The 14,864-nt window shown below is 69.5% G+C and carries 16 protein-coding genes; all 16 read right to left on the bottom strand.

The window, feature by feature from the left end; all coding sequences use genetic code 11:
- Positions 1-42: 42 nt before the first annotated feature.
- Positions 43-351: a hypothetical protein gene (locus KF709_10365; GenBank protein MBX3174804.1), complete on the bottom strand. Its 309-nt coding sequence runs from the start codon at positions 349-351 to the stop codon at positions 43-45.
- Positions 351-1,163, bottom strand: a complete 813-nt coding sequence (locus KF709_10370; GenBank protein ID MBX3174805.1) for a FliA/WhiG family RNA polymerase sigma factor — start codon at positions 1,161-1,163, stop codon at positions 351-353. Before KF709_10370 ends, KF709_10365 begins: the two co-directional genes overlap by 1 nt.
- Entirely contained in the window at positions 1,147-1,962 is an 816-nt protein-coding gene (locus KF709_10375; protein ID MBX3174806.1) for an AAA family ATPase, read from the bottom strand. The genes KF709_10370 and KF709_10375 overlap by 17 nt, the downstream gene beginning before the upstream one ends.
- A complete protein-coding gene (locus tag KF709_10380) occupies positions 1,959-2,768 on the bottom strand; it encodes a hypothetical protein (GenBank protein MBX3174807.1) in 810 nt (269 codons plus the stop codon). The genes KF709_10375 and KF709_10380 overlap by 4 nt, the downstream gene beginning before the upstream one ends.
- Positions 2,758-4,839 (bottom strand): flagellar biosynthesis protein FlhA, encoded by a 2,082-nt coding sequence (gene flhA / locus KF709_10385; protein ID MBX3174808.1) that lies wholly within the window; start codon positions 4,837-4,839, stop codon positions 2,758-2,760. Before flhA ends, KF709_10380 begins: the two co-directional genes overlap by 11 nt.
- Complete coding sequence (locus KF709_10390) at positions 4,839-5,933, bottom strand: flagellar biosynthesis protein FlhB (protein ID MBX3174809.1); 1,095 nt, start codon at positions 5,931-5,933, stop codon at positions 4,839-4,841. Before KF709_10390 ends, flhA begins: the two co-directional genes overlap by 1 nt.
- A gap of 5 nt (positions 5,934-5,938) precedes the next feature.
- Positions 5,939-6,721, bottom strand: a complete 783-nt coding sequence (locus KF709_10395) for a flagellar biosynthetic protein FliR (protein ID MBX3174810.1) — start codon at positions 6,719-6,721, stop codon at positions 5,939-5,941.
- On the bottom strand, positions 6,721-6,990 hold the full coding sequence (gene fliQ / locus KF709_10400) for a flagellar biosynthesis protein FliQ (GenBank protein MBX3174811.1): 270 nt from the start codon (positions 6,988-6,990) through the stop codon (positions 6,721-6,723). The genes KF709_10395 and fliQ overlap by 1 nt, the downstream gene beginning before the upstream one ends.
- Complete coding sequence (gene fliP / locus KF709_10405; GenBank protein ID MBX3174812.1) at positions 6,990-8,186, bottom strand: flagellar type III secretion system pore protein FliP; 1,197 nt, start codon at positions 8,184-8,186, stop codon at positions 6,990-6,992. The genes fliQ and fliP overlap by 1 nt, the downstream gene beginning before the upstream one ends.
- 2 nt (positions 8,187-8,188) lie before the next feature.
- Positions 8,189-8,479 (bottom strand): flagellar motor switch protein FliN, encoded by a 291-nt coding sequence (gene fliN, locus KF709_10410; protein ID MBX3174813.1) that lies wholly within the window; start codon positions 8,477-8,479, stop codon positions 8,189-8,191.
- The gene (locus KF709_10415) at positions 8,476-9,504 is read right to left on the bottom strand and encodes a FliM/FliN family flagellar motor switch protein (GenBank protein ID MBX3174814.1); all 1,029 of its coding nucleotides are present in this window, start codon (positions 9,502-9,504) and stop codon (positions 8,476-8,478) included. Before KF709_10415 ends, fliN begins: the two co-directional genes overlap by 4 nt.
- A gap of 6 nt (positions 9,505-9,510) precedes the next feature.
- Positions 9,511-10,029: a flagellar basal body-associated FliL family protein gene (locus KF709_10420; GenBank protein ID MBX3174815.1), complete on the bottom strand. Its 519-nt coding sequence runs from the start codon at positions 10,027-10,029 to the stop codon at positions 9,511-9,513.
- 261 nt (positions 10,030-10,290) lie between these two features.
- The gene (locus KF709_10425) at positions 10,291-11,613 is read right to left on the bottom strand and encodes a flagellar hook protein FlgE (protein MBX3174816.1); all 1,323 of its coding nucleotides are present in this window, start codon (positions 11,611-11,613) and stop codon (positions 10,291-10,293) included.
- 15 nt (positions 11,614-11,628) lie between these two features.
- Positions 11,629-12,306 carry a hypothetical protein gene (locus KF709_10430; GenBank protein MBX3174817.1) on the bottom strand — a complete coding sequence of 226 codons (678 nt, stop codon included), beginning with the start codon at positions 12,304-12,306 and terminating at the stop codon, positions 11,629-11,631.
- The gene (locus KF709_10435) at positions 12,303-14,264 is read right to left on the bottom strand and encodes a hypothetical protein (protein ID MBX3174818.1); all 1,962 of its coding nucleotides are present in this window, start codon (positions 14,262-14,264) and stop codon (positions 12,303-12,305) included. The genes KF709_10430 and KF709_10435 overlap by 4 nt, the downstream gene beginning before the upstream one ends.
- Positions 14,264-14,863, bottom strand: coding sequence for a hypothetical protein (locus KF709_10440; GenBank protein ID MBX3174819.1), 600 nt, complete (start codon positions 14,861-14,863; stop codon positions 14,264-14,266). The genes KF709_10435 and KF709_10440 overlap by 1 nt, the downstream gene beginning before the upstream one ends.
- Position 14,864 lies beyond the last annotated feature (1 nt).

Genomic DNA, 14,864 nt, shown 5'->3' on the forward strand with positions numbered 1-14,864 from the left:
AGGCGTTGCGGTATAACGAGTTAGCTAGGTGCTAGATTCGCCTCAGGCCGACCACTTTTGCCGAGCGGCGGCAGGGGCTGCCGCTCGCGGCATCTTCTGCCCGACCATCGGGACGCGGTGCAACTGCACGGTGAGGGTGGCCACGTCATACGGCAGCCGCGCCTGATGGGCGATGGCTGTGGTGGTCGCGCCCTGGCGGGCGAGGGCCCGGGCGAGCTCAAGGGCGTTGCGGCGGGCGTCCCGCGTGGCGCGGCGCTGCTGACGCGCCGGGTTCGGACGGCCCGCACGGCCGGCCACCAAGAGCAGCACGAGCAGGCCGACGATGGCCAGCGACTCCGTGAAGGGGATCATCACGCGACCTTCCCGCGCATCGGCGCCAGCTCGGTGCGCAGCTTGGCCAGTGCCTTCGTGCGGATCTGCGAAACACGCGACTCCGACACGCCAAGCGCGATGGCGATCTCGTGCAGCTTGAGGTCTTCGTAGAAGTACAGCGTGAGCACCAGACGCTCCTGCTCCTTCAGGTGCGTGAGCGCGCCGGCGAGCACGTCGATCTCCTGCCGGCGATTCACATCTTCCTCGATGTCCTCGTCGCTGCTGCCGGCAAGCTGCTCGGCCATCGTCGGGCCAGCCTCGTCTTCGTCGCCATTGCGCGGCGCGCTGTCGAGCGAGACGTGCACGACGCCTTCGACGTCGAGCTGCCAGCGGCGGAAGGTGTCGAGGTCGACACCCATGCGCGTGGCCATCGCGTCGTCGCTGATCTCCTCGCCGTCCTGGTTCAGCGCCTCGCTGGCCGCCTTGATCTCGCGCGTCTTGCGACGCACCGAGCGCGGCACGTGGTCCTGGCGGCGGAGCTCGTCGAGAATCGCACCGCGGATGCGCGGGGCCGCGAAGGTGCTGAAGGCCAGGCCGCGCGAGGCGTCGAAGCTATCGACCGCCGCGGTCAGGCCGAGGGCACCCGCGCTCAACAACTCGTCGAGCTCAATTTCGCCCTTGCGGCCGCGAGCCAGCTGGCGCGCGATGTAGTGCACCAGGCCCAGGTGCTCGTTGAGCAACTGGTTGCGGGCGAGCTCGTCGCCGGACTGGGCACGTGACCACAGGCTCAACGAAGGGGCGGCCGTGGTCCGGGCCACGGGTTCGGTGCGCTGTTCAGACACGGACGGCATCGGGTACCTCGGGGAAGAGAGCGGCAGCGAGCTGCTGCATGGCGAGTTCGGTGGTGGAGGCGCAGCGGTGGAACGGTTGGTCGGGCGCAGCGGTGATCTCGGCGTCATTCGGGATCGTGCCGGCGAATCCCAGCGAGCGATTCAGGAAGTGCTGCGCGCCGTGGTGGATCTGATCGAAGGAAGCCTTGGCGACGTCAGCGTTGTGGCGGTTGAACACGACATCGACCGTGATGCCGGGCCAGCGCGACTCGGCCGTCTTGAGCACGGCGTACGACGCGGCGATGCCGGCCGGCGAGCAGCCGCCGACGACGAGGAAGCGGCGCACCCCGGCCTCGGCGGCGGCGAGCATGCCGTCGAGCTGTGAGCGCGCGTCGATGACCACAGCGTCGTAGGCCGGGTAGGCCTGCGCGATGCGGCGTAGCACGGTACGACGTGCGGTGGGATCGAAGGGCACGCGGCGCGCGCTGGGCGGTTCGCCGCCGGGCAGCAGCGTGCAACCCGACGAGATCTCCACGGCCACATCGTTCACGGCGACGTTGGGATCGAGCAGCGCGGCGATGCCGTGGCGGATGCCGACGTTGTGGATGCGGTGCAGCGCACCGACCATCTCGTCGCAGTCCACGAGCAACGTGCGGCGGCCCGTCTGCGCCGTGGCAGCGGCGAGCAGCGCGGCAACCGTGGAGGTGCCCACACCGCCAGCGGTGCCGACGACGACCACGACCGGCACATCGCTGGGACGCCAGCCATCGCGCGGACGCGAGCCGACGAACCGACGGAGACCGTCCACCTGCGTGCTCACGCCGCCTCCGCGCGCGGGGCCAGGCCCAGCGGCTTGAGGATCGGCGTCGGCGCATCGTGCAGCGAGAGCGGCACGTCCTGACCGTCGGTGACCCAGCGCATCGGCAAGCCGAGCAGCGAGGTCAGCGTGCCAAGCGCACGGTCGGCGGGCACTTCGTCGAGCTTGGTGAGCAACGCGTGCGTCGGCCGCAGCACCTGGTGCGCCTCGCGCACGCGCTCGGCGATGTCGAGGCGCAGCGTGGCCGGCACGACGAGGTGCGTTTCGTCAGGGCGGAGGATGCCGAGCAGGTCGCGCGTACGGGCCTGCAGTGCGGCGGCGGCGGGCCCACGGCCCGCCGTGTCGACGAGCACGACCTCGCACTGGGCGAAGCGGCGCAATGCCAACTTCACTTCGTTGGCATCGTAGGCCTGCGCGCAGCTGAGGCCGGCGGCGTCCGCGTAGGCCTCGAGCTGTTCGACACCACCCGCGCGATGCGTGTCCAGCGTCAGCAGGCCGATGCGGCGACCACCGAAGGCGTCGGGATGCGTCGCGAGCTTGGCCAGCGTGGTCGTCTTGCCGGCACCCGTGGGGCCGACCAGCGCGATCACGCGCGGGCGCGCACCGTTCGGGCCGGACACACGCGTCGGACGCAACAGGCGACGCAGGCGCTCGAGATCCTGCGAGAGCGCGGCGACGACCTCGATGCCGGGGCGTCCATCCACCGAGCACGCACGCGTCTCGAGAATCAGCGCGTCGTCGCCCAGCGCCTTGCGCGCAAGCGCGTGCACGGTGGCGACATCGCGTCCCTTGAACGTCTCAAGCCGCATTCTTCATCTCCCAGGTGGCGATCGTGTTGATGTGGACCGTCGGCGGCAGCTCGGCCAACGAGAGCACGGGCAGCTTCTGCAGCACCGGCTCGAGCAGTCGGCGCACGCCGATGCGGAGACCCGCCGGCACCAGCAGCGGCAGCGGGCGTCCATCCGGGCTCTCGCCCGAGAGGCGCTGCAGGTCGCGCAGCGCGTTCACCAGTTGCTCGGGGGCCAGCATGCCGGCGCCACCACCGCGGTTGGTGAACAGCGCGGTCAGCGTGGCTTCGAGGCGGGGCCCCATGCCGATGGCCCGCACCACACCCGACTCGTCGGCGTGCAGGCGCGCCAGCACCGGGCCCAGCGCGCGACGCGCGTGCTCGGCCAACTGGTCCGGGTCCTTTGTGATATCGATGGCGTCGCCGACGGCCTCGAGAATCGTGACGAGGTCGCGGATCGGCACACGCTCCTTGAGCAGGCGCTGCAACACGCGGTGCAACACACCCAACGTGAGCCTGGCCGGGATCAGCTCCTCGACCAGTGCCGGGTTCGTGCGCTTCACGGTATCGAGCATCTCCTGCACGTCCTGGCGACCGAGCAGGTCGTGAGCGTGGCTCTTGAGCGTCTCCATCATGTGCGTGGCGATCATCGTCGTGGCGTCGACCACGGCGTAGCCCAGCGCCTCGGCTTCCTCGCGCGCGCGTGGCGCGATCCAGCGCGCCGGCAGCCCGAAGCTCGGATCCACGGTCTCGATGCCTTCGACTGGCGCGACCACTGAGCCCGTATCGAGCGCGAGCAGGTGACGCGGCAGCACTTCGCCCTGCGCGACTTCGGTGCCGCGCAGCTTGATGGCGTAGGCGTGCGTGCCCAGGCGGATGTCGTCGCGGATGCGGATCGCCGGGATCAGCACGCCACTCTCCAGCGCCGCCTGCTTGCGCAGCAGGCCGACGCGCTTGAGCAGCTCGCCGCCCGAGACCTCGTCGGCCAACGGGATGAGGCCGAAGCCGAGCTCCAGCTCGATCGGATCCAGCGAGAGCAGGTCCTGCACCGGGCTCGGCGGTGCAACTTCGGCGGCGGCTGGTTCCGGCGTGCTGATCACCGCGCGTGCCTCTTCCTCGGCGATGCGCAGTTCACCCATCCGACCCAGCGCGCCAAACACGCCGCCGAGTGCAACGAACGGAATCGTGGGAAGGCCGGGCAGCAGGCCGAACACGGCCAGCGCCGCACCCGCCACGTACAGCGCACGCGGCTGGCCACCGAGCTGGCGGCCGACCACCGTGCCCATGCGCGAGCCGGTGGCGGAGTGCGTGACGATAAGGCCGGCAGCCGTGGAGATGATCAGCGCCGGGATCTGCGTCACAAGGCCGTCGCCGACCGTGAGCACCGTGTACGTGCCGGCCGCTTTCGACAGCGGCAGCCCGCGTTGCGCCACACCGATGATGATGCCACCGACGATGTTGATGCCCGTGATAAGCAGGCCGGCGATGGCGTCGCCCTTCACGAACTTCGAGGCGCCGTCCATCGCGCCGTAGAAGTCCGCCTGGCGCGCGATGGTCTCGCGGCGCGTGCGGGCGGTGGCCTCGTCGATCAGCCCGGCGCCCAAGTCGGCGTCGATGGCCATCTGCTTGCCGGGCATCGCATCGAGGGTGAAGCGCGCGGCGACTTCGGCCACGCGGCTCGCGCCCTTCGTGATGACGATGAAGTTGATGCCGACGAGGATCAGGAAGATGACGATGCCGACGACGAAGTTGCCGCCGATGACAAACTCGCCGAACACCTTCACGACCTCGCCCGCGTGGCCCTCACCCAGGATGAGTCGCGTGGTGCTCACGTTGAGCGCCAGGCGGAACAGCGTCAGGATCAGCAGCAGGGCGGGGAAGGAGCTGAACTCCAGCGGGTCGCGCACGTAGAGCGCCGTCAGCAGCACGACCAGCGCGGCGCCGAACGACAGCGTGAGGAACAGGTCCAGCAGCAGCGACGGCAGCGGGATGATCAGCAGCGCGAGGATGAAGATCACGCCGATGGCGGTGCCCGCCTCCATCAGGCGAGTGCCCATCGTGCCGCGGTCGGAGGTCATGGCAGTGGCGGCCATCAGTTGGCGCCCCGCACCCAGGAGGGCTGCTCACCGCGCAGCGCCCGCTGGCGGAAGACGAAGGCGAGGATTTCGGCGACGGCCACGTAGAGCTCCGCAGGGATCATCATGCCGACCTTGGCGCTGGCGATCAGCGCGATGGCCAGCGGCTTGTTCTCGATCATCGGGATGCCGTGCTGCTTGGCGATCTCCTTGATGCGCTCGGCGACCTTGCGCTCGCCCATCGCCAGCACGATCGGCGCGGGGGCGGTCATCGGGTCGTACTGCAGGGCCACGGCGCGGTGCGTCGGGTTGACGATGATGACGTCGGCCTTCGGCACGGCGGCCATCATCTGCTTGCGCAGGCGGGCGCGGGCCATCGCGCGGACGCGCGACTTGAGCATCGGGTCGCCGTCGGTCTGCTTCATCTCCTGCTTCACTTCTTCCTTCGTCATCTTGAGCTGCTGCTGGTGCTGCCAGAGCTGCCAGCCGAAGTCGCCGGCGGCGAGCAGCGCAAAGGCGCCACCCGCGACGAAGAACAGGCGCACGCCGGTCTGGCGCAGCACGGCCAGCAGGCTCTGCGCATCACGTGCGCCAAGGTCGAGCAGGTCCGGCCAGGCGCGGCGCAGCACCACATAGGTGCAGAGCGCAATCAGCGCCACCTTGGCCAGCGCCTTGAGCAGCTCGACCAGAGCCTTGGAGCTGACGAGGTTCTTGCCGTTCGCGAGCGGTGAGACGCGGTTCCACTTGGGCGCCAGCGGCTTCGGCGTCAGCGTGCCACGGGCCTGCACGGCGCCGGTGGCCAACGCGAGCAGTGCCGTGGCCGCGCAGAGCACGGCCACGATCATCAGCATGGACCAGCCGCTGTGCTCGATCAGCCGCAGCACGTTGGCCGCGTCGCGGGCCTCGCCGAGGCGAGAGAGCGACTCGCCGACCAACTGCAGCAGCTGGCCGCCGGCGCTGGGCGCCAGCATCGTGATCGTGAGCGCGGCGCCAAGCAGCAGCGTCGCCGTGGAGAGCTCCTGCGAGCGCGCCACGCGGCCGTCCTCACGCGCCTGCTGGAGGCGGCGTTGGGTCGGGTCCTCAGTCTTTTCCTGTTCGCTCTGCTCGGCCATGGGGCTTACGGCGTGGCGACGAACCCGTCGCCCGTGCGGGCAAGCAGGTCCTGGTAGACGGAGGGCCAGCCCTGCAGCGTGCGGCCAATGGCCGGCAGGGCAGCGGAGAGTACGAACAGCCCGATGGCGATCTGCACCGGGAAGGAGACGCTGATCAGGTTGATCTGCGGCGCCGCGCGCGAGAGGATCGCGAGCGCGATCGTGGCGAGCAGCACAACGGCGATGACCGGTGCGGCGAAGCGGATGCCAATCGCGAACAGCGCCGAGCCGACCGCGACCATCGAGCGCAGGCCACCGGCGGCGTCCACCGCCGAGCCCGGCACCAGCGTCGAGAAGCTGTCGGCCATCGCCTGCAGCATCACGTGGTGCAGGTCCAGCGTGAGCAGCAGCGCGATGGTGAACATCCGCAGCAGCACGCCGAGCACCGGCAGCTGCGCGCTGGTATCGACGGGATCAAGAATGGCGGAACCGGACAGGCCGATCTGCACGGCCATCACGTCACCGGCCATCTCGGCGGCGCCGACGATGACGGCGGCACCCAATCCAATAGCGAAGCCGACCAGTGCTTCCGTGGCGACCGCCGACAGCGTCAGCTGCGGATCGGTCACCAACGGAAGCACGGCCGGCTGCAAGAGCACAGTGAGCAGCACCACAATGGCGACGCGCACGAGGCGCGGGACCACGGTCGTGGCGAAGCTCGGGGCAATGAGCATCATCCCGCTCACGCGCGTGCCGACAAGCACGAGCGTCGCGGCGGAGCCGGGAGCGAGGGGATCGAAGCTGGCCATCAGCCCGTGATCCCCGGAATGGCGCGGAAGATCTCGGCCGTGTAGCGCACGGCGGTCTGGATCAACCAGGGCAGGGCGAGCAGGAAGACAATCGCGACTGCCGCGAACTTGGGCACGAAGGCCAGCGTCTGTTCCTGGATCTGCGTCACCGCCTGCAGGAGGCTGACCACGAGGCCAAGCGCCAACGCGGTGAGCAGCATCGGCGCGCCGAGCAGCATGGCCATCAGCATCGCGCGGCGCGCGAGATCGACGATCATCGCGTCCGACATCAGGCGAAGCTCCGGATGAGGCCCTGGATGACCAGCGTCCAACCATCCACGAGCACGAAGAGCAGCAGCTTGAACGGCAGCGAGATCATCGCCGGCGGCACCATCATCATGCCCACCGACATCAGCACGGAGGCGACGACGATGTCGATGACGATGAACGGCAGGAACAGCGCGAAGCCGATCTGGAACGCGGTGCGCAGCTCGGAGGTGACGAAGGCCGAGGTCAGCACGAGGATGGGGATCTCCTCGGGGCTGTTGACGGCCGGCGTGTTGGAGAGCTCGAGGAAGTTCTCGACGTCCTCCTCGCGTACCTGCGAGAGCATGAACGTGCGGAAGGGATGCGAGGCCGTCTTCAGCATCTCGGCCTGCTCCATCGCGCCGTCCATCCAGGGCGTGAAGGCCGTGCGGTTGGCTTCTTCGATCGTCGGCGCCATCACGAACAGCGTCAGCAGCAGCGAGAGGCCGGCGACCAACTGGGCGGGCGGGGCGCTCTGCGCGCCGATGGCCTGCCGCAGGAAGTGCATCACGATGAGGATGCGGGTGAAGCCCGTCATCATCAGGACCAGCATGGGCAGCATCGTGAGCAGGCCCATCATCACGACGATGCCCACGGTGCCCGAGAGGCGGAGGCCGCCGTTGTTCTGCTGCCCGACCTGCAGCGACATCTGCGGGGCGAGGCGCGGGATCAGGCTGTCGAGGCGGGCGGCCGAGGCACCGCCCTGCGCGGCCACGGCCTGCGCGGGGGTGGCGGCACGCGGCGCAGCCTGCGCATTCAGGGAACGCGGAGCAGCCAGCGAGAGCGCGACCAGCAGCGCGAGCCCCGTGTTGCGCAGCGTCTGCGAGACGGCGCGGCTCAGGGTCTCCTGCCAGCTCGCGCGCAGCTGTACATCATTGGAAGCGAGGGCTGCCGCGCGTGCCGGCGGCAGGACCGCGGCGGCCGTGGGTGCGTCGGCGTCGAACTCCGTCAGGAGTCGCACGCCGCCGTCACCCACGGACACCGCGAGTACCCGCTGGTCGATCTGCACCAGCGCAATCGCCTGCTTCGGCCCCAGCGGCAAACGCCGGAGCACCTGCATGGGGATCCCGGACGCGCCCGCGCCGGCCACGGGCGCATAGCGCCTGAGCAGCTTCGCCGCGAGGAAGATCAACCCCAGCACGAAGGCCAGGGCGGAGAGCATGCCGAGGATCCCCGTCATGGTTACGCGGCCGACTCCTGCGGCTGCATCGGGGCCAGGATCCGCGTGATGCGGATGCCGAAGTGCTCGTTCACCACCAACACCTCGCCCTCGGCGAAGTGCTTGTCGGCGACGTAGACATCGATCGGCTCACCGGCCAGACGCTCAAGGCGAATCACGGAGCCACGGCCGAGCTTGAGCAGGTCCTGCACGGACATCCGCGTGCGGCCCAGCTCGATGCTCACCGAGAGCGGGAGGTCCATCAACGCGGCGAAGGGAACCTGGTCGCCGGCGGCTGCGGTCGGAGCGGTCATTGGTCGGGAGTGAAGGCGATGGGTGAAGAGGACAGCGAAGAGGTGGGACGGCCGGGCTCGATCTGATCGCCCAGCTGGACGGCGACGCGCTGGCCGATGCGACCCGGCGAGGCGTTGAAGCGCGCGCGGCCGCCGACGAAGAACTCCAGCGGCGTGTCGGTGGGCAGGCCGGTCGGCAGGATGCCGCCCTCGCCCACGCGCAGCAGCTCGCGCATCGTGATGTCGAACACGGGCAGGCGGGCCGCGACATCCACCGAGACGCCGCGCAGGCTCAGCTCGGCGATGCGGCGCGTCTCCGCGCGCTCGCTGGCGGAGCCGACCATCGGCTTCACGCGGCGGCCATCACCCTCGGCGAAGAACTTCTCGAGGACGCCGAGCGGCAGGCAGATGATGAGCAGCGAGCGCAGGTTGTCGGCGGCGATCTCGATGTTCGCCACCAGCACCGGGTCCTCGCGGCTGCCGCCCTGCACCATCTCGGGGAACGACTCGAAGGTCGTCATCTCGAGGTCCAGCGGGGCGTGGTCCTGCCAGACTTCCTTGAGCAGGCCCAGCGTGCGCTCGATCAGCGTGCGCACGGTGAGGCGCTCGATCGGCGTCAGTGCGCGGTTCATCGACACCGAGGGCGCCGTGCCGCCGAAGAAGCGGTCGACCGTGAGGAAGGCCAGCTCGTGGCCGATGTCGATGACGCCCTTCTGGCCCTCGAAGTTCTTGATGTCGAAGCCGAAGGCGGCGCAGGGCGTGGACAGCGAGAGCGTGAACTCGCCGAAGCTGTACTGCTCCACCGACTGCAGGCGCAGCTCGATCTGGCGGCGCAGGCGGCTCATCAGCCAGGCCTCGAGCGACTTGGCGAGGCGCTCGTACATCGCCTCGATCGTGCGCAGCCGGTCCTTGGAGATGCGGTGCGGGCGCCGGAAGTCATAGACGACGTGGTCCGGCTGCCGGGTGGCCACCGACGCGCGCGACGCGGACTTGCCCGCGTTCAGCAGCGCGTCGATTTCGTTCTGGGAGAGTGCGTCGGACGCCATCGTCGCTTACTGGATGACGAACTGGGGGAACAGCACCCGCTTCGTGCGACCGGCGCCAAGCACCGAGTCGACGGCGGCTCGCACCTCGGCGCGGATGGCATCGCGGCGCGCGTAGTCCACCAGCACCTCGAGCGTCTGTCGCGCGAGCACCGTGAGGATGCGGTCGCGCACCTCGGTCTCGCGCAGCTGGAACTCGTCGTCCGACATGGCCGGCGCGAACTCGAAGCCGACGCTGGCCAGCAGGAAGCGCGAACCGCGCGACTCCGCCGGGTTCACGATCAGGTTGTTGATCACCACCGGACGCGTCGCCGTCGACTTCACCGTGTCGGCGCCGTGCGCATCGCTGGTGTCAGCGGCGTGCGCCTCGGTGGCGTCGGCAGGCTTGGCGGAGAGGGCGGGCGCAATCCCGAAGGCACCGGCGCTGAGCCCGGCGAGCGCGCCGCCGGCAATCGCTCCGATCAGGAGCTTCTTGCCGCCCTTCGCGGGGGCCGGTGCAGCGTCGGTGGTTTCTGGCTCTTGGCTCATGGCAGATGGCAGATGGACGGAGTGCTTCTCGACACCTTGGAAAAGCAGGGGCCGTGCCATCGTGCCAACGGCAGATAAACCATTGTTTTGCAATCACTTAGATGGTTGCCGCCAATGCGGAAACGCGTGCCGAGTCTGGCACTTCCGTCCCTCGGCCTCGGACGGGCGGCATCTTTTTCCCTCAGGCCACATCTATTGGATGCAGACGGGGCGGCGCCGTCGCCGGCGCCGCCCCGTTCCCCATCCTTCACCCCTCAGCGCTTAGCGCTTCAGGTTCACCAACTCCTGCAGCATCTCGTCCGAGGTCGTGATCACGCGGCTGTTGGCCTGGAAGCCACGCTGGGCCACGATCATTGCCGTGAACTCGGCGGCGAGGTCGACGTTGGACATTTCCAGCGCGCCGCTAGTCAGCGTCGACTGGCTGCCCTCGAGGGCGAAGCCAAGCACCGGCCCGCCCGAGTTGCTGGACTCCTGGTACATGTTGTCGCCGATGCGGAGCAGGCCGGCCGGGTTGTTGAAGTCGGCGAGCACGATCTGCGCCAGCGCGACGCTCACGCCGTTGGTGAACGAGCCGGTGATGAGGCCGGTGCGGTCCACCGAGAAGTTCTGCAGCGTGCCGGAGGTGTAGCCGTCCTGGTCACGGAGCACGGCGGTGGTCGTCGAGGCGTACTGCGTGATGCCGTTGACGCCCGCGCCCGGGTCGATGGAGATCGTGACCGGATCCGCGCCCGGGGGGGCGAAGCTCACCGTCTGCAGCGCGGGGTTGAGCAGCGTGCCGTCGGTGTCGAACGTGAAGACGCCGCTGCCCGCAATCGAGCCCACCGGCACGCCGGCGTTCACGAGGTTGGTCGGGTCGACTTCCCAGGTCCACTCGTTCGACGCGGTCTTGTAGAGGTAGACCTTCACGTCGTACTTGCTGCCCAGCGAGTCGTAGGCCGAGATCGAGGTCTCGGTCCACGAGCCGGTGTTGGCCGCCAGTGCGCGCGTGTCGGCATTGAAGCCACCGGTGAGCGGGCCGGCGCCGTCCGGATCCGAGAGGTCGAACACGTCGGCGGCGGCGTTCAGGTTGCCAGCCATGTTCATCGACGTCGTCGCCTGCGCCGAGGTCTTCTGACCAAAGGGCAGGCGGATGTCGCGGATGCCGTCCTGGAACACGCCATTCACGGCGACGCGGCCCTGGGCGATGAAGCCGTTGGTCGGCGCCACGAGGCGGCCGTCGGCGTCGAGCTGGAAGTTACCGGAGCGCGTGAAGAAGCTCTGCGTGCCCTTACGCACGACGAAGAACGAGTCGCCCTGGATGGCCACGTCGGTGTTGAGGCCGGTGGTCTCGAGGTTGCCCTGCGCGAACACGGTGTCCACCGAGCCGATCTGCATGCCGAGGCCGACCTGGATCGGGTTGATACCGCCCTGGTCGCCGGGCGGACGGCTGCCGCCCTGCAGCAGCTGCGCGAAGCCTTCCTTGAAGGTCACGCGGCCGGCCTTGAAGGCGACCGTGTTGACGTTGGAGACGTTGTTGCCGATGACGTCCATCCGGATCTGGTGATTGCGCAGACCGGAAACGCCGGCAAAGAGTGAACGAAGCATCTACGGGATCTCCTCTCAGGAGGTGAAGTGTCCGGCGCGGATCGACGAGATCAGCCCGATGGGGAACGTGAGTGAACCAGCGGTGACGTAGGCGCCTTCGGCGCTCAGGCGGACGCCGTCCACGCGGATGGCGACCTGGGTGGCGAGCGGGGTGGTCTCGCCCTCGGACTCGAAGTCCACGGCAATCCGATACGACCCCTCGGGAAGGCCGTCGAGTGCGTCGGCGACATCGAGGCTGCGCTCGCCGCCCGCCATGTAACCGAGCGGGATCGTGCGCAGCGTGTTGCCCTCGAGGTCGGTGACGCGCAGCGTGCCCACGCCGCCACTCGACGGCACCATGACCTCGGCCCGCTCGGTGCCGTTGGGGCCTGCCGCCACGAGGTCATCCATCACCATCGCCTCGCGGCCAATCAGGCCCACGGCGGCGGTGTTGTTGATGACGCCGAGCATCGCGTCCAGGCCGGCGGCCTGGTTGTCGAGCTTGGTGCCGAGGTTGACGAGCTGCTCAACCGACGAGAACTGCGCCAGCTGGGCGGCCATCTGCTGGCCGTCGAGCGGGTTGAGTGGATCCTGATGCGTCATCTGGGCGACGAGCAGCTTCAGGAACTCGTCCTTGCCAAGCTGCCCGCCGGCCTGCGTGAGCGGTGCGGCGGTTGGTGCGCCACCCCAAACGGGCGAAATGGGCGCGGTCATTGGGTCTCTCCTTCCTGCTCGCGCCGCGCGCGATGCCGGTGATGTGGGTTCTGGTGCGCGTGCTGCTGCTGTCCGTCTCGCCCCTCGCCGCCGTGGCGGGAGTCGGAGGCGTGGCTGGACTCGGTGGTCAGCGTGCGCACCTGCAGCGCCGACGCTTCGTAGCCGTGCTCGCCCAAGCGCTGCGCGAGTTCCGGCAGTCGGCGCGTCAACGCCGACACTTCGGACGAGCGCGCCACAGCGATGTCCGCGGCGACGCTGTCACCGCGGAGGTCCACACGGATGCGATGATCGCGGCCGGCCTCGTCCTCGACGCGCAGCGTCAGGCTCTGCAGCGGCTGCGACCTCTTGGCCTCGGCCAAGGCCTCAATGCGGTCGAGGCGCTCAGAGACGCGTGGCCCATCAATGCGATCGGTGCCGGTTGTGGTGCCGCTGCCCGCGCTGCGCTCGGTGCGCCCGCGGAGCTCGAACGCCGGACGCTCCGCGTCGGCGGAGGCAGCGGCATCCATTGCCGTCGCGTCCGTGAGATCGGAGGACTCAAGTTCCTCGTCGACCGGCCGAGTCTCGCTGGTGCGGAGGGACAGCTCGGCGCCGCGCGACGCGGCGGCTGTGCCAGTAGCCGGCCCTCCCAGAGCCCCGCGACTCGTGTCGTCGGAGGGGATGGGGGCGGATGCGTCGTCTGACGTGGCCGAATGGACGGGTGTGCCCATTGCAGATTCCGACGCCGACGAAAGCGCCGGCGCTGCGGCCGTCGCCGGCGATGCGGTCGGCGTTGCAGGTGTCGCAGCCGTTGCAGACATCGCCGCCGCTGAAGCCGAGGACGCTGCGATCGGCTTGCTGCCGGGCTCGTGCACCAAGGCCACTGTGGCCACCCGCGCAACGATTGCCGGCGTGGCAACTGCCGCAGCGCCGACGACAGCAGGCGCTGCCGGCGCCGCGACGGACGCGCCGGCACTCGCGAACGGCGTTGCAGTGCTGCTCGTGGCCGCCGCCGTCGCAACAGCCGAGGCGCGCGGTGCCAAGCCCGCGCGCCCGCCCGCGTTCGCAGACGCACCGGCGAGCGCGCCCTCGCGCAGCTCAACGTGTCCCGCGTCCTTCATCCCCAGCGTCGAAAGGCCTTCCTCGCGCGCAATGCGCTGCAGGCGCTCATACGCGGCCGTGTTCGACCAGTCACCATCGACCACCAGGTCCGCAGCGCGGCCCTGTGTGTGCAACGAGTCCATCGTCCAGGTCACGATCTCGCCGGGCGCGCTGCGGCCCTTGGCGTGCAACGCCGCCTGCCGCTCCTCGCTGCGATACGTCTCGACCACGCTGACGCTGTGCCCGTGCTCGCTTGCCATGCGCGAGATGACGCGCTCGACGCGGATGCGTAGCTCTGGATGCAGCGCTTCGAGATCGCGCACGGGGCGCAGCGCCTCCGCGGACGACGCACTCGGCTTGGCGGACGTCGCCGCGAGTTCCGTAGCTGCAATGCCCGATGCATCAGCGGAGGCAGCGGCCGACGATCCGCTCGCCGCGGCGGCGACCATCGCGGCAACGGCGATGCCGTCGTCGACGGCACCGAGCTGCGCGTGAGCGGTCGGCGATGACGCAGCGCCGGACGCGATAGCGTCGGCTGCCGCGGTCGAAGCGTCCGATGACTCATCAGCGGCACTATCGGCGTGGGCGTCAGAACCCGTGGCCCCGGCGGTCACGCCTTCGACGAACGCACGCAGTGCCTCGCGCGCCTTCAGCGCCTCAGCCGACGGCGCGGCCTCAGCCTCTCCTGCGAGCGTGGCAGTTGGCGCCGCCTGCGAAAGCCCTTCGCGCGTGGTGATGCGGCCGGGATGTGCGAGCATGGACATCAGCGCCGCGAAACGCGTCGCCGTTGCGGCATCCGCCGCGGCGCTCGCCGCCGTCGCCGAGGTCGAGGCCTCGCCTGTCGCAGCTGCGGCAGTCGGGAACAACGTGGATGGCACCATCACTTGGACGCTCCGTTGCCGCGCGCGAGCATCGAGCGCGTCAGCAGCGCCGAGCGCTCGGCGGACATCAGCGCAAGGATCTCGCCGGCGCGACGCTCAGGCAGCGCGCTGAGGATCGTGATCACGTCCTGGTCCGCCATCTGCTCGAGCACCTTGGCGGCGTCGCGGGCGGACATCGACTGGAAGAGCTTGGCGACCTTGCCGGTGCGCTCAAGCGCCATCGAGTCCGCGGCGGCCACCGCAGCGGTCGGCCGTATCTGCAATCCGGCGGTTGCGCGTGCGGCCACCGATGCATCCGGCGCACCGAGTCCGGAGGTGGTCGGAGCCGCAGGTGACGTCGCGTCGATGCCGGTCGCTGCCAACTCGGTGTGCGCGGCTTCTGCTTCGGCGTCGGAGGCGTGGTCCACGCCCGCGTCGGCATTGAGCACCAGCTCGCCGGATTCCAACACGCCCGCATCCGCCCCGTCGTGGGTCGAGTCGGCGGCGGCCAACGTGCTGTCCGTGGCCACGTGCTTCGGCGCGCGCAGCATCCCGACGCCCGTACCCGCAGCGGCGAAGATGGCAAAGGCCGCCGCAGCGGCAATGATCGGCTTCAACATC

The organism is Gemmatimonadaceae bacterium (assembly GCA_019637445.1).
Taxonomy (GTDB): domain Bacteria; phylum Gemmatimonadota; class Gemmatimonadetes; order Gemmatimonadales; family Gemmatimonadaceae; genus Pseudogemmatithrix.